19 protein-coding genes and 1 pseudogene are annotated in these 19,297 nt (G+C 35.7%); 2 read left to right on the forward strand and 18 right to left on the reverse strand.

Annotation, left to right across the window (positions count from 1 at the left end; all coding sequences use genetic code 11):
* Nucleotides 1-53: 53 nt before the first annotated feature.
* The 8 genes and pseudogenes from CD003_RS07515 to CD003_RS07555 all read right to left on the reverse strand — a co-directional run bounded on the left by CD003_RS07515 (nt 54) and on the right by CD003_RS07555 (nt 7,575).
* Complete coding sequence (locus CD003_RS07515) at nt 54-1,187, reverse strand: MBL fold metallo-hydrolase (protein ID WP_096200536.1); 1,134 nt, start codon at nt 1,185-1,187, stop codon at nt 54-56.
* Nucleotides 1,188-1,236: 49 nt separating this feature from the next.
* Nucleotides 1,237-1,326: pseudogene (locus CD003_RS22250) on the reverse strand (DsrE/DsrF/DrsH-like family protein); the annotation flags it as partial.
* A gap of 4 nt (nt 1,327-1,330) precedes the next feature.
* The gene (locus CD003_RS07525; RefSeq protein WP_096200537.1) at nt 1,331-1,903 is read right to left on the reverse strand and encodes a sulfurtransferase TusA family protein; all 573 of its coding nucleotides are present in this window, start codon (nt 1,901-1,903) and stop codon (nt 1,331-1,333) included.
* Between the two features lie 75 nt (nt 1,904-1,978).
* Entirely contained in the window at nt 1,979-2,458 is a 480-nt protein-coding gene (locus tag CD003_RS07530; RefSeq protein ID WP_096200538.1) for a DsrE/DsrF/DrsH-like family protein, read from the reverse strand.
* A 432-nt stretch (nt 2,459-2,890) separates the two neighbouring features.
* Nucleotides 2,891-4,555: a SulP family inorganic anion transporter gene (locus CD003_RS07540; RefSeq protein WP_096200539.1), complete on the reverse strand. Its 1,665-nt coding sequence runs from the start codon at nt 4,553-4,555 to the stop codon at nt 2,891-2,893.
* 271 nt (nt 4,556-4,826) lie between these two features.
* Complete coding sequence (locus CD003_RS07545; protein ID WP_096200540.1) at nt 4,827-5,762, reverse strand: TRM11 family SAM-dependent methyltransferase; 936 nt, start codon at nt 5,760-5,762, stop codon at nt 4,827-4,829.
* Nucleotides 5,763-6,066: 304 nt separating this feature from the next.
* Nucleotides 6,067-6,522 carry a BsuPI-related putative proteinase inhibitor gene (locus CD003_RS07550; protein WP_096200541.1) on the reverse strand — a complete coding sequence of 152 codons (456 nt, stop codon included), beginning with the start codon at nt 6,520-6,522 and terminating at the stop codon, nt 6,067-6,069.
* Nucleotides 6,523-6,582: 60 nt separating this feature from the next.
* Complete coding sequence (locus tag CD003_RS07555; RefSeq protein WP_096200542.1) at nt 6,583-7,575, reverse strand: NADPH:quinone oxidoreductase family protein; 993 nt, start codon at nt 7,573-7,575, stop codon at nt 6,583-6,585.
* A gap of 114 nt (nt 7,576-7,689) precedes the next feature.
* Here CD003_RS07555 and CD003_RS07560 point away from each other — a divergent pair, with 114 nt between their 5' ends.
* Nucleotides 7,690-8,289 carry a TetR/AcrR family transcriptional regulator gene (locus tag CD003_RS07560; RefSeq protein WP_096200543.1) on the forward strand — a complete coding sequence of 200 codons (600 nt, stop codon included), beginning with the start codon at nt 7,690-7,692 and terminating at the stop codon, nt 8,287-8,289.
* 91 nt (nt 8,290-8,380) lie between these two features.
* On the opposite strand, the gene CD003_RS07565 is transcribed toward CD003_RS07560, so the two are convergent.
* From CD003_RS07565 to CD003_RS07575, 4 genes are all read right to left on the reverse strand, one after another.
* Nucleotides 8,381-9,472: a class II aldolase/adducin family protein gene (locus CD003_RS07565; protein WP_096200544.1), complete on the reverse strand. Its 1,092-nt coding sequence runs from the start codon at nt 9,470-9,472 to the stop codon at nt 8,381-8,383.
* Between the two features lie 67 nt (nt 9,473-9,539).
* The gene (locus CD003_RS07570) at nt 9,540-10,763 is read right to left on the reverse strand and encodes a zinc-dependent alcohol dehydrogenase (RefSeq protein ID WP_096200545.1); all 1,224 of its coding nucleotides are present in this window, start codon (nt 10,761-10,763) and stop codon (nt 9,540-9,542) included.
* A gap of 242 nt (nt 10,764-11,005) precedes the next feature.
* Nucleotides 11,006-11,149, reverse strand: coding sequence for a hypothetical protein (locus tag CD003_RS21810; protein WP_179295478.1), 144 nt, complete (start codon nt 11,147-11,149; stop codon nt 11,006-11,008).
* A 124-nt stretch (nt 11,150-11,273) separates the two neighbouring features.
* Nucleotides 11,274-11,483 (reverse strand): hypothetical protein, encoded by a 210-nt coding sequence (locus tag CD003_RS07575; protein ID WP_096200546.1) that lies wholly within the window; start codon nt 11,481-11,483, stop codon nt 11,274-11,276.
* Nucleotides 11,484-11,533: 50 nt separating this feature from the next.
* Here CD003_RS07575 and CD003_RS07580 point away from each other — a divergent pair, with 50 nt between their 5' ends.
* The gene (locus tag CD003_RS07580; RefSeq protein WP_257008267.1) at nt 11,534-11,755 is read left to right on the forward strand and encodes a Uma2 family endonuclease; all 222 of its coding nucleotides are present in this window, start codon (nt 11,534-11,536) and stop codon (nt 11,753-11,755) included.
* Between the two features lie 63 nt (nt 11,756-11,818).
* Here CD003_RS07580 and CD003_RS07585 read toward each other — a convergent pair whose 3' ends face one another.
* From CD003_RS07585 to CD003_RS07610, 6 genes are all read right to left on the reverse strand, one after another.
* The gene (locus CD003_RS07585; protein WP_096200548.1) at nt 11,819-12,307 is read right to left on the reverse strand and encodes a thioredoxin family protein; all 489 of its coding nucleotides are present in this window, start codon (nt 12,305-12,307) and stop codon (nt 11,819-11,821) included.
* Nucleotides 12,308-12,452: 145 nt separating this feature from the next.
* Entirely contained in the window at nt 12,453-14,285 is a 1,833-nt protein-coding gene (locus CD003_RS07590) for a UbiD family decarboxylase (protein WP_096200549.1), read from the reverse strand.
* 134 nt (nt 14,286-14,419) lie between these two features.
* Nucleotides 14,420-15,682: an S-layer homology domain-containing protein gene (locus tag CD003_RS07595; protein ID WP_096200550.1), complete on the reverse strand. Its 1,263-nt coding sequence runs from the start codon at nt 15,680-15,682 to the stop codon at nt 14,420-14,422.
* A gap of 279 nt (nt 15,683-15,961) precedes the next feature.
* Complete coding sequence (locus tag CD003_RS07600; RefSeq protein WP_096200551.1) at nt 15,962-16,870, reverse strand: acetamidase/formamidase family protein; 909 nt, start codon at nt 16,868-16,870, stop codon at nt 15,962-15,964.
* A gap of 197 nt (nt 16,871-17,067) precedes the next feature.
* Nucleotides 17,068-17,637 (reverse strand): class I SAM-dependent methyltransferase, encoded by a 570-nt coding sequence (locus tag CD003_RS07605; protein ID WP_179295479.1) that lies wholly within the window; start codon nt 17,635-17,637, stop codon nt 17,068-17,070.
* Between the two features lie 105 nt (nt 17,638-17,742).
* Complete coding sequence (locus CD003_RS07610) at nt 17,743-19,155, reverse strand: MDR family MFS transporter (protein ID WP_096200553.1); 1,413 nt, start codon at nt 19,153-19,155, stop codon at nt 17,743-17,745.
* Nucleotides 19,156-19,297 lie beyond the last annotated feature (142 nt).

Below are 19,297 nucleotides of genomic sequence, written 5' to 3' on the forward strand. Positions count from 1 at the left end.
CTCTCCTTTGAGTGTTTAAATAAATTTTTATAATTGAGTATTATTTACCGAAATCAGTCAGTATGATGAACGGCACAACGGTTTGGACCGATCTCTAATTCTTGCTTTCTTTCGTTATTTGCGACTTCTACACCACGATTAATCATAATAATTTCTTCAAAGTTTGGTGGTTTAACAGAACTCGCAGACTTTTCAACATCATGTAAAAAGTCTTCTCTTGTTGCATTGAACATCTTTTCATTTCGTTCACGAATGTTTCCTAACGTATCGCCAATAAATCCATCAGCATTAATTTCACTATCAAAGTCAGCATAGTGAGCAGGTAATACAATGACATCATCAGCAATTTCAGCTACTTGGTTATAGACTGTGTCATATAAATCATTTGCCCATTCTCTTACTTTATTGCCTAAGTCTGGACGACCTAGCCCACTAACGAAGATGGTATCACCAGAGAATAATAGCTTTTTATTAACAAAGAATGATACACTACCAGGTGTGTGACCAGGTGTTTTTACTGCTAAAACTTCTAGTTCTACATTTTTGAAAACAATCTTTTCATGGTCTTCGAATGGTTTGAAATCAAAAATCGCACCTTCACTCTTCATTAGGTAGTATGAGCCACCTGTTTGGTCTGCAATCTCTTTGCCTCCAGAAATATGGTCAGCATGTAAATGGGAATCAACTATATGAGAAATAGTAGCTCCATCTTCTTTTGCAGCATTTATATATTCATATACAAATCGAGCTGGGTCTACAAGTAACGCTTCACCATCAGAAACGACCATATAGGATAAGCAACCTTTCCCTACACGAACAAATTGATATACTTTAATGTCTTCATCTTCATATACCTTTGCTTTGTATAAGTGCTCACTCCAAGATTTCATACCGCCTTTAAGGTAGCTGACATTCTCTCTTTCTTCTGCTATCATTTCAGCAACCATCATCGAAGAACCTTCTTTTGCACAGACAACTAAAATCTCTTTGTCCGTTGGGATTCTATCAATGATTTCTTCAACTCCATCAAGTAATTCGAAGTAAGGAACATTCACGTATTCAAAGTTTTCACCTTCAATTTTCCAATCTGCAAAATCATTTTCAGTACGAACATCTAAAATAAATAGGTTATCTTTGTTTAACACTCTATCAGTCACTTCTTTTGCTAACATTGCTTTTGCTGTCATATCATATTACCTCCATGGGTATAATTTGTGATAAAAATTTTAGGCCTTATTAAAATGTTAATGACACTTCTGCATCTTTAGCAAAATCTAAAAATGTAACAGCGCCACCCACTTCCATTCCATCAACAAATTCTTCTTTCTACTTATTTTACTGTTTCTTCTGTTTTGCCATTCCACTCACTCATACCAGGTACTACGTTCACCACATCTTTGAACCCTTTGGCAGTTAACTGTTGAGCTACTAAATCACTACGAGTTCCTGTTCGACAAATAACATAAATCGTACTATCCGTATTTAGTTCAGCTATCTTTTCATCTAGTTCTTCTAATGGAATTGACGTAGAACCTGGAATATGTTTGAAGGCATACTCGGCTTGCTCACGAACATCTAGTAATGTAATAGCGTCACCACTGTCTAACTTTTCTTGTAGTCCTTCATTTGAAATCACGTTTGGATGCTTTGTTTCTACATTTTCTTCACCACTAGACTTTCTAAGATAATGTTTTAAAAATCCTTCTTCTTCAACAGTTCCAATATATTGATGTCCAGTACTTTCAGACCAAGCCTTTAAATCTGCAGTTGAACCTTTATCTGTTGCTTGAATCTCAATTACCTTCCCTGGTTCTAATTCACCCATAGCTTTCTTCGTTCTTACGATTGGCATTGGACAAGCTAACCCTTTTGCATCTAATACTACATTTGCTTTAATATTCATCTTTACAATTCCTCCTAGTAAATTTAGATTTATACCATTATAGGTATTTTTATTATGAAAAATTTTTAGCCGTAATTAGATAAATAGATTTACATTTCCATCTTCAGCATCTGCAAGATACGCTGCGACACCTGCATACTCAATTCCATCAATTAATTCTTCTTTTTGAAGGCCTAATAGATCCATTGTCATTGTACATGCAACAAGTTTTACACCTTGCTCTTTTGCCATATCAACTAAATCTGGTAAAGGCATCGCATTATGCTTCTTCATTACATTTTTAATTAGTTTTGGACCCATGCCAGCGAAATGCATTTTTGAAAGACCCATCTTATCAACACCACGTGGCATCATTTTAGCAAACATTTTCTCAAGGAAACTTTTCTTCAATGGAACATGTTCGTCTTTTCTAAAAGCATTCAATCCCCAAAAAGTTGTGAAAATCGTTACCTCGTGGTCATAAGCAGCAGCTCCATTTGCAATAATGAAAGCAGCCATTGCCTTGTCGTAATCACCACTAAATAAAATAATTGTGGTCTTCTTTGTCTCTGTCATTTACGTCACTCCTCTAATATTTTAATACCCTTATAGGTATATTTTTTTGTAAAAAAATATGTGGATTAAATTATATTAAACATATCAATTATACCTCTATAGGTATAATAACTGATAGTAGAAGAATAGTCAACTCGTTATATATATCTTTTATCTCTTTGCACTAGTAAATTTACAGCTTCTTGTATTAAGGTTTCTGTTTCTTCACCTTTCTCACTTGGTCCCTTACACATTGTTCTAAATTAGAGCTTACAACGGCATTTGTGTACTGACTGAAGGACTTACTCATGAGTCACTACACGATAAAACAAAGAATTCAGGGGTTTGGCCTTTTTTTAGTTCATCGAAGAATGTTGGGTCATGTTCTTTAATTGTTTGGATAAATTCTTCATTCTTTTTTCTTAATTCAAGTTCTTTCTTTTTCCCCTCTCCTTACTTTCTGATTGCCTCTAGTGCTTGCTCAATCGATAAATAGTGAATTTGGTTACCGTACTTTTTGTCCCAATCTGCTTTTTGTAATAAATCCCTTACTGGACCTTTTACGGCAGCAAATAGAAATTCAATATCTATATGCTTAAACGACTGCATTATTTCTTCTAATGAATGTATCGCAACAGCGTCAATTGAATTTACACCTGAAAAATCTAAAATAACGTATTTCGTTTGAGGTTTCTCTCCTAATCGCTCGGTGAGCTTATTTTCCAAAAAGGTCATGTTTGCAAAATAAAGCGATGCATCTATTCGGAAAATCATGACTTCTGGGTCTACTTTTGCCTCAGGATAGCGTTTGATATTTCTAAAAACGTGTTCTTTTTCTAAATACCCTAACTCCGCAACATGTGGGTAGGCACTTCTCCCAATGAAAACTAGTAAAGAAAAGGCAACACCAACTAAAATTCCTTGCTCAATACCAATTGTTAATGTCGCAATGAACGTTATGATCCACGTCCAACCGTCAATTTTTTTTACTTTAAATAGGTGTTTAGCTTCTTTTACATCAATTAAGCTATAAACAGCTACCATAATAATCGCCGCGAGAACAGCATTTGGAAGGTAATAGAAGAAACCAGTGAAAAATAATAACGTTAAGATAATTAGGACTGCTGTAATCATTGTTGCGAGTGGTGTTTTAGCACCAGATTGGTAGTTAATTGCTGAACGTGAAAACCCACCAGTAACTGGGTAGCCAGCAAAGAAGGAACCTCCAATATTTGCAAGCCCTAGACCGACCAATTCTTTATTTGGGACAACTTTATATTTTTCTTTTGTTGCAATTGCCTTTGCCATCGCAATCGACTCCATAAATCCAATAAGAGAAATAGCTATCGCGATAGGTAATAATGCTAGAAAAGCTTCTAATGTAAATGCGGGTAATGACAACGATGGAAGTCCTTGTGGAACTTCTCCAATAATTTTCACTCCAGCTTGTTGTAGTTTTAATAAATAAATTGTCAAAATGCTTAATACGACTACGACAAGTGGACCAGGTATTTTTGGTATATATTTCTTAGACACAATTAATAGAAGGATACTTCCTAATCCTATTCCGAATGTTATTGGATTGATTTCTGATATTCGGCTTACTGATTCAAGTAATATCTGGAAAACATCTTTATCCGCTTCCAAACTCACACCTAGTAAATGTTTTAGCTGACTTAATCCGATAATAATTGCAGCAGCTGATGTGAAGCCACTTATAACAGCATGTGATAGGAAATTAACTAAGAACCCAAGTCTCAGTGCACCCATTAAAAATTGAATAAGGCCAATCATTAACATCAGCAGTAGTACTAATGAAATGTACTCATCTGTTCCTGGTTCAGCAATTGTGGACACACCTGCCAAAACTAATAATGAGACCATCGCTACTGGACCTACAGCTAACTGTCGAGAGGTTCCAAATAGTGCATAAATCAGTAGCGGTATCGTTGATGCATATAATCCAATAACGGGAGGTAGTCCAGCTAACATTGCGTATGCCATCCCTTGAGGAATAAGCATAATCGCAACAATTAATCCCGCTGACATATCATCGTTTAAATCTGATTTTTTATAATTTGGAATCCATTCAAAAGCAGGAATAATTTTTTTAAGCATAGTAGTTTTCCTTTCTAAGAAGTATCAATTTTTATTATACTTATACCCCTATACCTATAATAGCTAGTTACATTTCGTTTGTCAATCTCAGCTTCTCGGTATGTACTGTTTTAATTACTGGCTATCAGCCGAAGTTTGCTAGTAAAAAAGAAAAAATCAGCAGTCGAATTGACTGCTGAATGAGTTTTAAGATTTTCTTGTTCTTAAAATAATGTACAAAGACATTTTCTCCAGTTTACTATATGTTTATAACTAACTAGTTCATTTATCATTATTGACAGACTATCACTTGTCGAGTAAATTGTCCTTTTTGTGCGATACAACGGGCAATGATTTCAAAACCAGCAGTATCAAGTAAAACATCTATCGTTTCTACTGTTATGATGACTACCTTGGTGGCAAACTTACGGGCACTTTGGAGCATTTCAAGTTGCATTTCCGGCTCTAACACAGAACAGTGATTGTATGGCATATCGATAATGGCAACATCATATCTACCAATTACGTTTCGTATGTCTTTTAAAATAACATCTCCTTCTAAACCAAAATAGGAAAGGTTTTCACGGGCTCCAATGGCAGCTAGTGGGTTGATATCACTTCCAACGATATCGATATTCATAGATAATGCCTCTATTAGTACTGTCCCAATTCCGCAACAAGGATCAATTGCTTTTATATTATGTGTCTGTGGTACAGCAATATTTACAACTGCTCTTGCTACACGGGTTCCAAGTGCAGTGGAATAGTTTCGTGGTTTCTTTTGATGGTGTAACCAAATGGGTTCACTCTTGAAATATTGACCGAAAATCCAACCTTCTTTGACTTTTATAATTCCGAACATTGCCTGAGGATTAACTAAATCGACTGTACCTTGTATTTCAAGACCGATTTTACGTTCAATTGAACGTCTTTCGTTAAAGCTCACTTTTTCTCCATTTTTAACAAATAGGACTTTGAAGGTTGTGTTTACTCGCAAATCTTTAACATTCTGAACTAATTCCTCTAAGCTATTACATCTGTATAGTATATCAATTCGTTCTTTCATGAACGGACTTCTGCTTGGGTCAATTCGTAATGTACTTTCTAACAGAGTTGATTCGGTATCAAAACCAAAAAGTGAGCGCATTTCCAACTGACATAAAGAATGCTCACCCTCATCCCATGAATAGGTGTATAGATAATTAATCCGTTCTATTGTTCGTGTCATTCAATCATTACTCTCCTTAACTAGCCAATTCAATCTCACCTATATAGTATAAACGAAAAAGCGCTTACTTGGAGGACTGAAAAAGTGTGATTTTCACTTGCATAGACTTCTTCAATTTCTACATTCTTTTTTACTTGAATCGTTATCCAAAAAAAAATTAGGCTACCAGACACCAATAAAATTTGGTGATGTGGCGCCTAAGTAGGTGTTTTTTTTCTGTCTCAAATGACTTAGTCAGTCTAGTATGCTCGCTTATTTACAAACTGCTAGATAGGTTAAAGGTTCTACTATTTCTTACTCTTTTTTAGCGAACAATAAACTCTTTTGTAACTTTATATGTCTCACCGTCCTTCGGTGTCATCCATGCTGCTAATATATACTCCCCTTGTGAAAGATTTATATCATGTAAAGTAATCTCGAATTCCAATGATTCTCCTTGTATGATTTCTTCTTTACCTAAAGTTTGTAGGAAGGTAGCAACACTTGAAAATAGGAAGAGGTTATCACCAGTTTTTGTTTCAACCGAAAAATCTATTCTTTGAGAGCTAGAAAAATTCAGTGTGACAACATTTTCGGTTTGGTTCGTTACTTGATATTGAAACACTAGTGGCCTTTCTTCAGTAAGACTTGCAGACATTTCACCAGCTACAATTTCATTCACGTTTTCATTACTAGTCTCGTCTTCGCTTGTTTGTTCACTTCCTACTCCGCATCCTGTTAATAAAAACCCTATAATGAATAGCAATGTTACTATTCGCATGATATCCCTACTTTCTTTTCGTATATCATGTTAGACGCTTTTATTATGAGGATGTTACATTTATTGAATAGTTACGACAATTCTTCCGCGTACTTCCCCTTTTAATATAGTAGGTAATACGCTAGGTAATTCTTCTATTGAAGTTTCTTTAATAATCATATCTAGATTATCTGGCTTTAAATCCGATGCCATACGTTCCCACAGCTTTTCTCTTGTTTCCATAGGACAATATACGGAGTCAATCCCAAGTAAATTAACACCACGAAGAATAAATGGGAAGACGCTTGTAGGTACTGATACTCCACCAGTTAGTCCACTAACTGCCACTGAACCTTGGTAGTTCATCTTACTCAATATAGCTGCAAGTGTTTCTCCTCCAACTGGATCGACAGCTCCTGCCCATAATTGTTTATCTAGTGGAGAAATCTTCTCTGGACACACATCTTCACGGGAAAGAATCTCACTCGCTCCTAACTCACGTAAGTATCCATGTTCAGATTCTTTTCCTGTACTTGCGACAACGTCATAGCCTCGCTTATGTAACATTGCAACTGCCATGCTTCCTACTCCTCCCGTTGCACCAGTCACTAGTACCTTTCCTTGCTCAGGAGTTAAACCGTTTTCCTCCAACCTCTGAACAGAAAGAGCTGCAGTTAACCCTGCTGTTCCAAATGCCATTGCTTCTTTTAAAGAAAGTCCCTCTGGTAATGGGATGACCCAATCTCCAGGTACCCTAGCATACTCACTATAACCTCCAAAATGAGATACCCCAAGATCATAACTTGTAACGATGACAGAATCTCCTTCTTTAAACTTTGAATTCTCAGTGGATACAACTGTACCTGCTAAATCGATACCTGGAACGAAGGGATAGGATTTTACGATTTTTCCATTAGGAGTACCTGCTAATCCATCCTTGAAATTAACACTGGAATATTGAACTTGAATAAGTACGTCACCTTGTGGTAAATCCTCAATTGAGAGCTCTTTGACACTTACTGAGAAATCCCCTTCCTTTTTATCCACTATTAATGCTTTAAAAGTTTGACTCATCTCATTTCCCCCTATTCGTTTTAAATATAGTTTGAATATAACAAAAATATTCTGACTGGTCAAAATAATTTTTTGTTGTATAATATCACTAAGACTATATTAGGTGGGAGAAATATGAAGAAGAAATCAGTTGAACGGAGAGAACAAATCTTAAAAGCAGCATTTCAAGCAGTAGCTGATAAAGGATATGAAGCAGTAACTTTACAGAATATTGCTGATTATGCAGGAGTGAGCAAAGGGGTAACGAATTATTATTTCAAAAATAAAGAGGATGTTTTTTCTAATTTATTAACGTGGGTAACGGAGCGTATTTATGAGAATGAACGTAAAGCAATTAGTATTCAAATAACTGCGATTGAGCAACTAACTGCCTATATTAACTCTGTCTTTATTAGTCCTGAAAAAAATAAAAAATTTTATCAAGTCTATTTAGATTTTATTGCTCAAGCAACTAGGAACCCTGACTATCAACAAATTAACTTGAAGTTTTATGAAAATTGCTGGAGTCTTGCTAGTGATATTATAAGTTTAGGACAAAAAGAAAAGGTCTTCTCTCCTCAATTAAAAGTTGAACAAGCTTCAAAAACAGTGAGAGCTATAATTGATGGTTGCTTGATCCAGTGGTTATTACGCAATGAGGAAACATTACATGAGGAGTATAAAAAAACATGTCTTAGTGCGATTTTAGCTTACTTAGGTGCTTTAGAAGAATAATTTAAAGAGGCCGGGACAAAAGGTCTGTTTTGACCTTTTGTCCCAGCCTCTAAGCAATGTGCGGAGTCGCTGCATCTTTAGGCTTGTCCACTTATGACATAGGTACTTGACGATTAATCTTTCCATCAATTCGTTCGAAAATATCATCTAGATCCGGTCCAGTAATTGTTAAACCGTGGTTTTTAAGTCCGATTATTGTTCTAGCTGGGTTGTCAGCTTCTCTTACAAGTTGTGCAACTGTTTCTGCTAATTCAACAGTACCACATGGGTAATTAATTTCTGTTGCTTCAATTCCATCCATCCAAGCATGAATATGAACAATCGCTCCAACTTCAGGATGCTCCTTGTATACCATCCAATGCTCAATCGCATCAACTGACGCACGCTTTGGCATGATTTCTTTAGGAACACTTACTTGTATGTTATTTTTCTCATCATTATAACCTTTAATATATAGAATATCTTGTCCAATTACTTTCATATCAGCTTTATTGATACCACTTGCACTCATCCAAAAGTTATCTTGGTCTTGTCTGGCGCTAAGATTACCATAGCTTAAACCACCAATACCATATAATTTATTAAGATGTCGCATATCTCTTGATGTTAAATATTTATCAAGAGGAAATGGTGCGGGAAGAAGGTCCATTTCATCTAATTTTTTACCAGATACACTTAGTTTTTGAGTCACATCATCACCATGCCATAACTCTTGAGGTAAATCATAGTGGAAATCATTCTCAATCACTAGATTTGATAAAGCAAGTGGTTCTAGTCGCTTATAAATGTTAAGGAACAACTCTTCTGCATTTTCACCTTGAGTGTAGGATATTTTATAGCAACCTTGCTCAGGTGTTAAAAAATAAATATCTGTATTGTCACCATAGTGTGAAATATACACTAAGTGATTTGAAAGAGAACGGATTAAATAAGGGTAAGCTTCTTTGAAAATATCATAAGTTTGACCTCTAGTTTCAAAAACGGATACAACAAAAGTCGCTTGTGCTTTTCGTCTGAAAGGTCGAACATTTTCTTCGTCAAGGAAGTTAAAAATTAATTTAATGTCATCTATTGGTTCATCGTAAAAGGTAAATCCTTGTTTAACAAACTGTTCCTTTATTCCTTCTGCAAGCCAGTTTAAAAATGATGTTTGCTTAGTACCAGAAAAAGAAAAATTGCCCATGTTGTCTTCCTCCTAGTTCAAGTTATCGTTAGACGGATAGTGTAAGTTTTATTAAAAAGAAAGGATGTTAAGGCTCTAACACCACTTTGATTGTTGAGCCATTTCCTTTTTTCATCATCATTGTAATAGCCTCACGATATTGCTCTAACGGAAACCGATGAGTAATCATTTGTGATAGGTCTACTTTTCCTTGTCGCATTAATTCTATTGCAATCTCTAATGTTCTCATTTTCTTTCCTTGATAAACACCAGTACTATAGGCAAAGCTTCCCTTTACCTCTAATTCATTTAGCCAAACTGTTGTCCAGTCAATACCATCAATAATGCCAGCAAGACCAAGCAATACAACCTTCCCTCCACTTCGAGTAAAACGAAGAGAATCATTGATACTTTTCTTCCTTCCTACACATTCAAAGACAATATCTGCTCCGCCTTGAATGACGGACTCTCCATAAATTGGCTTTAACACCTTTGCATTCAGAACCTTAGCTGCATCGTCAATATATTGCTTTCCTTTTAGAAAAATCACTTCATCTGCGCCATATGATTTCGCTAAATCAGCTTGGAAAGAATGCTTTACTAATACAACAATTCGACATGGTATCTCTAATGCACGTATAGCAGCAACTACGCAAATACCAATAACACCTGCACCTATAACGAAAACTGTATCGCCTTCTTTAGGGGGATTTCGTAATACAGCATGAAGAGCACAACTAAATGGTTCAACTAAAACACCATTCGAATCATCTACTTCATCAGGCAATCGTATTATTTGACTTTGGTGTGCCACTAAATGAGAACTCCAGCTTCCACCAGTATCGCGACACGCACCAATAAGTAAACCGGGAGAAATTTTTCCATCAGTCATGTGATTACAGAGACTGTAGTCTCCACGTTCACAAGCAGGACAGATTTTTTCAATTCCCCTTGAGATACAAGACAGTACTGGGTCAATAACAACCCTATCCCCTTGATTCAAATTCTCTACCATTGATCCTGCTTCATCAATCGTTCCTACTACTTCGTGTCCTATAGTAAAAGGGAAGGAAGCAAATGGTGATGTAGTTGGACTGTCATTTAGACAAATTAGATTAATATCACTCCCACATACACCCCCATATTTGACCTTTACTTTTACCCAATTTTCATCAGGTAATGATGGTGTAGAAACCTTACGAAAACGCAAACACGATAGTTTTGGATGCCAGTAAATTGATGGTGAAAATCGACCAACAACTTTACTTAAAGCATAGCGTGGAACACTATAGTCGAACTGTATTGAATTCATCTTACGAAATCACCCCCAAAAAGGATTATTTATTTTTAACATATTGAAATCGTACAGACAGCAATCCCCTAAATTCGGGAGTACTATTTATACTAATTTTTTGCATACGACACCAAATTTATACATTCCTATATGAAATATTTTCAAAGAGGATCTGATTATGGTAAAAGATATAATCAATGTATGAAAACCTATATATATTCAGACTAACTATTACCATTGAACGAAAAAAAACCTAGCTATTATGATAAGCTAGGCATTTCATCATTATCTTTTGTTCCTTTTTTCGATTCCATAGGAGATAAAAGTTCACCATATTCAACTTCCCAGATTGCTTCTAATAAAGAATAGCTATAGTCCTTCAATTGCTGAATATTCCTCTTCATTATGAGCCTCCTCCTAGCACTACTATAAAATAAACACCTTTAATACAGTGTTTATTTTGTTAGTTGTAGTATAACTAAATATTGGAATGTTATTCTTAATAATGAGAGAAGTTAAATAATAATCTCAAAAAAGTAAATCTGACCAATTTGTCAATGAAATATCAAGCTTGTCGATTTCATCAAGTAAAGAAACTGTCTCTTCTTCACTCTCTTTATAAAAACCTTCTGTAACAGAGTTCCAAGGAATGTTCTCAAGTAGGCAAATAAAATCTGTATAGGAAAGTCCAGCAATGTACGCAGCTCGTTCCAAAGTAATTGAATTAGCAACATACAAACTTTAATCTTACTCTAAAATAACTTACATGCTAAAATAAAGAAAAGTGTATGGAAAGGAATGGCTATATGGCTCTTCCTCATAATCAAGACAATATTAACTATGCTGATTATTTAACATGGGATGAAGAATTTCGTTGTGAAGTCGTTGACGGGAAAATCATCAATATGAGGCCTGCGCCTACCCCTAGGCATCAAAATATTACGGATGAATTAACAGCTGAATTTAAAATGTTTTTGAGAGGGAAACAGTGTAGCGCCTTTGCAGATTGAATTAATAAATATTTTTGGTAAGTAAAAGGAGTACAGTCGTATCTACGACTGTACTCCTTTTTCTTATTCCACAGCATTTATAAATTCAATAATCGTTTCTGTTGGGAGAGCTCCCCTGAAGCCAGCTGGGTCTTTTCCTTCTTCAAAGTAAACGATTGTTGGTGTGGCGACAGCTTGGTATATCCTTGCTAAATCGGTGTGCTTTTCGATATCTATGTTTAAAATAACAAGGTCCTCAAATTCATCTAATAATTCATCTAGTCTCGTGTCAATCTCTTGACAATATGTACACCAAGTGGCATAAAAGACAGTAAATAGTTTTTCCGTATTCTCTAAGTATATATCAAAATCTTCTTCATACTTTAGCTCAAAATTCCGTTCTCCTCGTTCAAATACAAATCCATTTGACGCAACAATTGGGTCATCGTGTTTTCCTTCACTGTCATCAGTATGTATCTCCCCTGACTGTGTTTCATTGCTACAGGCGATAATGATAACAATCATCAGTAATAGCGTACTTAAAGACATCGCAAAGTTAATACTTCTTTTCATACAAACCTCCTCTTCAATTATAAAATCCTAATAATCTCCATTTCTATAGCTATACTAATTTTTCCTTTTTTAGGACTGTAATTTTTAACTTAATAGAAAAAAGACCTTTACCTTTAGCAGTAAAAGCCCTTTTATCAAATAACTGTTATATTTTAATACTACTTAGACTAGCCCCGTTTACAAATAGACGTTCAATATTTTTCTCAACTGTCGGATCAGGTATTAAAGGTGGTGCATGGTGTGGTTTTAAGCGGGCGTCAATAATTAGATTATCACAAGCCCAGTGCTTATTTTCATAAAAGCTATTAACTCCATAAATATCATGTGATGGGTTACTTCTCGTAAATGTTACCCATAAAAAGTTATTCAACTCTTCACTTAAAAATTGACTATCATCACATAGAATTATCATTGGACAAGTCGGCATGTTGCCCTTTGCTTGAATAGCCTTCGAAAATTCTTCAAGTTCTTGTTGAGCATGTTCGTAAGATGAGAATTCAGAACTTTCGATTGCTACAATACCTGGCATGACTAAGCGAGGATTGTGGAAGTTACGTAATCCCTTTAACTCTTCTGGTACTTCCTTACACAGATCTCGCTTTTTGTCTCCACAAGCAGCAAAAATTACTTTACTACCTGTATTTAACCCAGTACCCGAATAATCTAATGTATCTATTGTTGTATTCGTTTGAAAATGGATATCACGGTGGAGATCGATTCGCTCTAAAAGATACGATAAAAAGTCAACTTCATCATGAGTGCTTAATGGTTTTTCTTCTTCAGCAGCGATAAAAAGGTACTTAGCTAAGCTCAGTTGTCCTGTTCCTAAAATACGGTTTGCGATTGTTAAAAGCTCAGCTGGTTGTTTTACTTTTTGATAAGGAGTGTAACGTTCGCTCCCGATAGCAAATAATAAAGGATGCACACCTGCCGGATCGACAGCATGTACTTCTTTTACACCAGGAATTTCTTGTTTCACTGCATCGCCCGTTAATTCATGAATGAGAGCACCAAAGGCTGTATCTTCCTGTGGAGGACGACCTACAACAGTAAATGGCCATATTGCATTTGGCTTTGCGTACACCTTATGCACCCTCATTAATGGGAACTCATGAGTAAGACTGTAATAGCCTAAATGATCACCAAATGGACCCTCTGGTTTTGTTTCCTCAGGATATATCTCACCAGTAATAACAAAATCAGCATCATTACTAACGCAATAACCATCAATATAGCTATAACGAAAACGTCGTCCAGCTAGTAAACCAGCAAATGTCATTTCACTTAGCCCTTCAGGTAAAGGCATAACTGCTGACAATGTGTGAGCAGGTGGTCCACCGATAAAAATACTTACTTTTAATGGCTTTCCTTGTTTAGTAGCCTTTGCCTGGTGCACACCAATTCCTCGATGAATTTGATAGTGAACGCCAATTTCTTTATCTAGTTCATACTCGTTACCACTTAGTTGAATACGGTACATCCCAAGATTGGAATTCATAATTCCTTCCTTATCAGGATCCTCAGAATATACTTGTGGTAATGTAACAAATGCTCCTCCATCGTCTGGCCAGTGCTGAATTAGTGGAAGATCTGAAATCTTAATTTCTTGTAAGGTTACAGGTTGACCACTTGTCTTCTTGTTTGGTAAAGCCTTCGAAGCAGCTAGTCCTGTTCCAATTTGTTTAAATGGATTCTTTAAAGCCTTAATAGGATCGTTTCGCAAAGCTACAACATTTTGTGCATGATCCCACGTATCGCGAAAAATAAATTTGCTGCGTTCTACTGTACCAAATAAATTAGATACAGCTCGAAAGTTTGTTCCTTTTACATTTTCAAATAACAGTGCAGGTCCCCCTGCTTCGAACACTTTCATGTGTATAGCAGCCATCTCAAGGTATGGATCAACTTCTTCATGTACTCTAATTAAATAACCATTTTTCTCTAAATCTAGAATACATTGCTCTAAATTTTGATACATGATTTACTAGCTCCCATTTCATATATATTTAGTACGTCTTTTTTCGACAACACTCATATAATTATAATAACAGAAAAGCTTATGAATCATAAATATTTAGATATGTACATCGAGATTTAAATTTCAATCTATGGTTATTTCTGATTGGTTAGGATGTTGCTAATGATAGTTGCTAGCTGTCCTCTTGTAATTGGATCATTCGGCTTAAAGCTACCGTCCTCATATCCTTTAACAATTCCTTCATTACGCATCGTTTGAATCGCTGTATAAGCCCAATGATCGTTTCTTACGTCTCTAAAACTACTAGAAGCAGCTACTAAAGATTCATTATATTGTCCGGTATTATATAAAATCTGTGCAATTTGGGCTCTTGTTACCGTAGTATTAGGTGAGAAATGGTTATTTCCTGTCCCATTCATAATCCTGTGTTGAGCAACAATAGTAATTGGCTGTATTGCAGAATGGTTCTGTCCGACATCTAAAAATGAAACATGTGTATTTGCGATTGGTTGTAGTTCTAGGAAGTTAACCATAATAATCGCAGACTGTGATCTAGTTAGTGAATTATTAGGTCTAAACGTATTATCAGGAAATCCTGAAATTATTCCTGAATCAGCTAATAGATTAATTGAATCTTCTGCCCAGTGCCCTCTAATATCTCTAAAGTGGAGATAAGACTGAACATCATACTGGTATAAGTTCCATCTATCCATTAATCTACCTACATTCTCTCGGTAATAATCCCCCCCGAGATGATTGTATCCAGCATTAGCAATATCAAAAAGATATTGTTTGGAACTTTCCTCAATACTTACTCCATTAGAAAGGTTTTGTTGGTATTGGTCTCGTGCAAATCCATATCTATTATTTTGTAATAGTGTACCAGCTAAGAAATTAATAGCATGTTCATAGGAATTAAACATTCGATACCAATTGTCTCTTCTTTGTGTTTCATCAAACACCTTACGATTGTCTCCATTGTCTGCAATGACTGGAATCGCCCGATCAAAATCTTCGTCAGGTTGTCCAACTAATTGCCAAGCATTTGATGGATTAAAACCCCAAACCTTAATACCGAAAATATTATTTGCATGATGAGCGATTCTTGTAGTTCCATAGCCACTTTCGATAATTGCCATACCAATAATGGCACTAGCTGGGACTCCCCATGTTTCACTTGCTTTCACAGCATGTTTTGACACTTCTTTTACAAAGGCTTCTTGTTGACTAAGACTTGGTCCGTTGGTAGCTGCTAAATATGCATTTGTATTTCTTCCAAGATCACTATTTTCATGTGGCACAGGTGGAAACGTAGCTGAAAAACTAGCAAATGGATTAATTGCTACTAGTGAAATTACTAAAACTATTGATAAAAGAAACTTTGAGTATATTACCAAACCTATTCCCCCTCTTCTCGTCATCGCTCTTCGAAACTATGTAACTATATAAGAGCATACCAAAGAAGATTTAGTGAGGGTATCAGTGATATTTTCCATGATTCCAAGATTAGACCAATACTGTTATTACTTAGAGAACTATCCACTACTAGCTAAAAATGAACAAGAATAAAACCGCAAGCAGTCTTTTGTTTATGTATTTTTTAATTTCCTGGCCACAAAAAAGTACCTCTCAAAGGTTTGGCCCTTCGAAAGGTACTTTAGAATCATTAGTGTCACTTACTCATCAAACAATGTAATATTATAAGCGTCTAGTACCCATCTAGGTACGAAGAACCTTGCCGTCATTAATGGATCAACAATTTGTGATACTTGTGATTGTCCAACAGCACTCATTAGCATCGTTAAGTGACTTAAACTTAAATCAGTATGAGGTATAAGGGTATCAATCATAATTTCAACTGCTTTTTTTGCCGATTCATCTAATGTTTCCATCGATACAATTGATGCAACTCCATCCTTATTTTCCACAAAAGGAAACGGAATCGAATGTCCTTTTACTACTTCTAATGTAACGGTCACTTTTCCAGGAATTTCAATACCAGAAACACCAATTTCTCCGTCTCCCATTGCTGCGTGAAGATCACCTAAACCAAATAAAGCTCCCTCATGAAATACGGGAAGGTATAGTGTAGCCCCAGTTGTAATCAGGGTCGTATCCATGTTCCCACCATGAGCTCCTGGTGTACCACACGAAATAGGTTCATCCGTTGGTGCAACTCCGATAACTCCAATCATAGGATTCAAAGGAATATGTAGCATATCATTAAAAATTGCTTTTTCATCTTGAATTGGGATTATTTTTGCTTCAAATTGGTCAATTCGGTGTCCCATCACACCTAAGTCAGGCCCAACAGCCATTACTCCTTGTTCAGCCAGTTCAATGTTATCAATTCTGACTTTCAATACATCACCAGGTTGTGCATCCTCTACATAAATGGCACCTGTAGCTGGATTAATTTGATTCCAATCAATTGAATTAAAGGCTGTTGTATTAGATTGAATTTGGTTAGTGAAGCAATCATATGTCTCGATGACAAGTTGCGTACCTGATTTTACTTTAACAGAAGCCTCATTATTTTTATCAAAGGCATAAAAGAAATGATCTTTTTCAATGAATTGTGTCATATTAAAAATCTCCTCCCATTCTGTAGATTAAACGAAATATTATAACCTAGTTTACTGTATGTCTAGGTTATATACTAGGAAAGTGAATAAGGTCACTAAAAGGGAATCCCTCTTAGTGACCTTTTAAAAGTGTGTACACTTAATTTGAAGTTGTATGCAATTGGATTGGAGTATATTTTTGAGACAGCCTCAAAGATTTAGCCCACTGGCTTCTTCCTTGCCAAAATCGTCTGCCTTCCCTCTAGTTCATGTTCCTCATAAAAAAGAATATGCCAATCAGCAAATTCGCTCAGGAGTTCATTAGAATTCAATTTGAATTTATCAGATACACCTTCTTTTTTATGGTAGGACGACTTATAAAATGTCTCCATAAAGACATATCCATTCTCATTGATGATAGTTTTAATAAATGGAAAAATTGCTCTGTCTAAATAATACGTCACTACTACTAAATCATAAATCTTATCCGATTCTATTGTTCTGCTTAATTCAGTTAAGTCACATAGTCTTGGAGTAACTGATAGTCGTTGTTCGTCTACCTTCGTTTTAATAAACTGTATAGCTACATCTGAAATATCTAAAGAATCTACTTGGTATCCCAGTTCCGCAAGATAAAAGCTATTCGCTCCTAGACCACAGGCAATATCAAGGGCTTGTTCACCTGTAAAATACGATGAGAGATTTTTTAGACGTTCATTAGGGCGCGGTTGATTGAGATTTTTAATATGTTGTTGATGCTTATTATTCCATTTCGTTTTCGTATCCAACTTTGAGTCCCTCCAAAGTATTATTTTGTTGATTTTACTTTACACAATATTAGAATACAAATAAAAACACATTAGGAAGTGTGTTCCTAATGTGCCCATTACACCTTATGAGGAAGAAGTACTTTCTGCGTGTTCAGGCTTTTCTTTTGGTAAAAAGCTTGCTACTAAAATGACACATAGAGTAGCAATGATAGCTAGAATAATGAAAACAGAATGGAGTCCTGCTGCTAAAATATCTGGTGCAACATCTGTTCCATTATTCGTATGCCCCCCAATATGTTGATTAAGGACTGCTCCTAATACAGCTATTCCTAACGTTTGACCTAATGTTCGTAAAAATGCATTTGAAGATGATGCAGTACCACGGTGGTTCCATTCTACCGACGATTGAACAATAACTGTAAAAACAGTAAATGATAGACCGAATCCTAATCCAATGAAGAACATAATCACAATAAGAATGAAGTTAGGTGTTGTTCCAGTAATAAATGTCAATGCGAATGAACCTAATGCGATTAAAATAACTCCCGTTAACGAGATTGGTTTCGTTCCTAGTTTTACAATAAATTTCCCACTAACATACGCCCCTAATGGCCAGCCAAGAGACATAGGGATTAACGTTAGTCCAGATGAAGTAGCAGCTAATAGAAGTACACCTTGCACCCATAAAGGTAGATATGCAGTTAAGCCAATTAAGATAGCACCAAGTAATAAGCCACTTAAATTTACAATCAATAAGTGGCGATTTTTCAATAAGTGAAATGGGAGCATTGGCTCTTTAACTTTAAGTTGAATAATTGCAAAAATAAATAGAAATGCAAAGGCCACTGCAAATAAAATGAACATCATACTATCATTCCAAGCAATTTCCGTGCCTCCAGATAGGAGCGCATAAAGTAAAGCAGAGGTACCAACAATGAATGTGAATGCTCCACCAAAATCAATTGAACGTTTTCGTTTTTCGATTTTTTCTTCTAAATATTTTCCGATTAAATACATTGATACAAGTCCAAATGGAATGTTGATGTAAAATATCCAATTCCATGTGAAATAATCAACGAAAAACCCACCTACCAAAGGACCAAATATACCTGCTATTCCCCATATAGAACCAATTATAGCTTGAACTCTCGCTCGTTGTTCATATTTAAATATATCTCCTACAATTGTGAAAGTCATTGGCATTAGCGCTCCAGCACCAATACCTTGTATAGCGCGGAACATGATAAGCTGTTCCATCGTTTGTGATAAGCCACATAATCCAGAACCGATTAAAAATAATATAGTTCCTGTAATGAATATCTTCTTTCTCCCGAAGAGGTCAGCAAGCTTTCCGAAAATGGGAGTCATCACTGCGTATGTTAATAGATATATAGCAAAAACCCAGCTAATTAAATCAATTCCACCAAGATCCCTTGTAATACCCGGCACAGCAGTACTAATGACCGTTACTTCTATAGCTGCTAGAAAGGTTGCGATTATTAGTGCAATTGTTATATTCCGTTGATAACGATTCATTATGTCTACCCTTTCTCCTGTGACAATGACTTCTTTTTTTATTAAGTTATCTTAACAATATTTTCCTACAAAAACAATGAAGGAGTCTCATTAAAAATTATGGAATTTCGCCTTTCTATTTGCAGGAACAGTGTCTACAAAT

This window comes from Bacillus sp. FJAT-45350 (assembly GCF_002335805.1).
Taxonomy (GTDB): Bacteria; Bacillota; Bacilli; order Bacillales; family NISU01; genus FJAT-45350.

Excerpts from the sequence above, each read along its gene's own strand:
- CD003_RS07515 (WP_096200536.1), bottom strand. The coding sequence starts at position 1,187 with ATGACAGCAAAAGCAATGTTAGCAAAAGAAGTGACTGATAGAGTGTTA.
- CD003_RS07525 (WP_096200537.1), bottom strand. The coding sequence starts at position 1,903 with ATGAATATTAAAGCAAATGTAGTATTAGATGCAAAAGGGTTAGCTTGT.
- CD003_RS07530 (WP_096200538.1), bottom strand. The coding sequence starts at position 2,458 with ATGACAGAGACAAAGAAGACCACAATTATTTTATTTAGTGGTGATTAC.
- CD003_RS07540 (WP_096200539.1), bottom strand. The coding sequence starts at position 4,555 with ATGCTTAAAAAAATTATTCCTGCTTTTGAATGGATTCCAAATTATAAA.
- CD003_RS07545 (WP_096200540.1), bottom strand. The coding sequence starts at position 5,762 with ATGACACGAACAATAGAACGGATTAATTATCTATACACCTATTCATGG.
- CD003_RS07550 (WP_096200541.1), bottom strand. The coding sequence starts at position 6,522 with ATGCGAATAGTAACATTGCTATTCATTATAGGGTTTTTATTAACAGGA.
- CD003_RS07555 (WP_096200542.1), bottom strand. The coding sequence starts at position 7,575 with ATGAGTCAAACTTTTAAAGCATTAATAGTGGATAAAAAGGAAGGGGAT.
- CD003_RS07560 (WP_096200543.1), top strand. The coding sequence starts at position 7,690 with ATGAAGAAGAAATCAGTTGAACGGAGAGAACAAATCTTAAAAGCAGCA.
- CD003_RS07565 (WP_096200544.1), bottom strand. The coding sequence starts at position 9,472 with ATGGGCAATTTTTCTTTTTCTGGTACTAAGCAAACATCATTTTTAAAC.
- CD003_RS07570 (WP_096200545.1), bottom strand. The coding sequence starts at position 10,763 with ATGAATTCAATACAGTTCGACTATAGTGTTCCACGCTATGCTTTAAGT.
- CD003_RS21810 (WP_179295478.1), bottom strand. The coding sequence starts at position 11,149 with ATGAAGAGGAATATTCAGCAATTGAAGGACTATAGCTATTCTTTATTA.
- CD003_RS07580 (WP_257008267.1), top strand. The coding sequence starts at position 11,534 with ATGGAAAGGAATGGCTATATGGCTCTTCCTCATAATCAAGACAATATT.
- CD003_RS07585 (WP_096200548.1), bottom strand. The coding sequence starts at position 12,307 with ATGAAAAGAAGTATTAACTTTGCGATGTCTTTAAGTACGCTATTACTG.
- CD003_RS07590 (WP_096200549.1), bottom strand. The coding sequence starts at position 14,285 with ATGTATCAAAATTTAGAGCAATGTATTCTAGATTTAGAGAAAAATGGT.
- CD003_RS07600 (WP_096200551.1), bottom strand. The coding sequence starts at position 16,870 with ATGACACAATTCATTGAAAAAGATCATTTCTTTTATGCCTTTGATAAA.
- CD003_RS07610 (WP_096200553.1), bottom strand. The coding sequence starts at position 19,155 with ATGAATCGTTATCAACGGAATATAACAATTGCACTAATAATCGCAACC.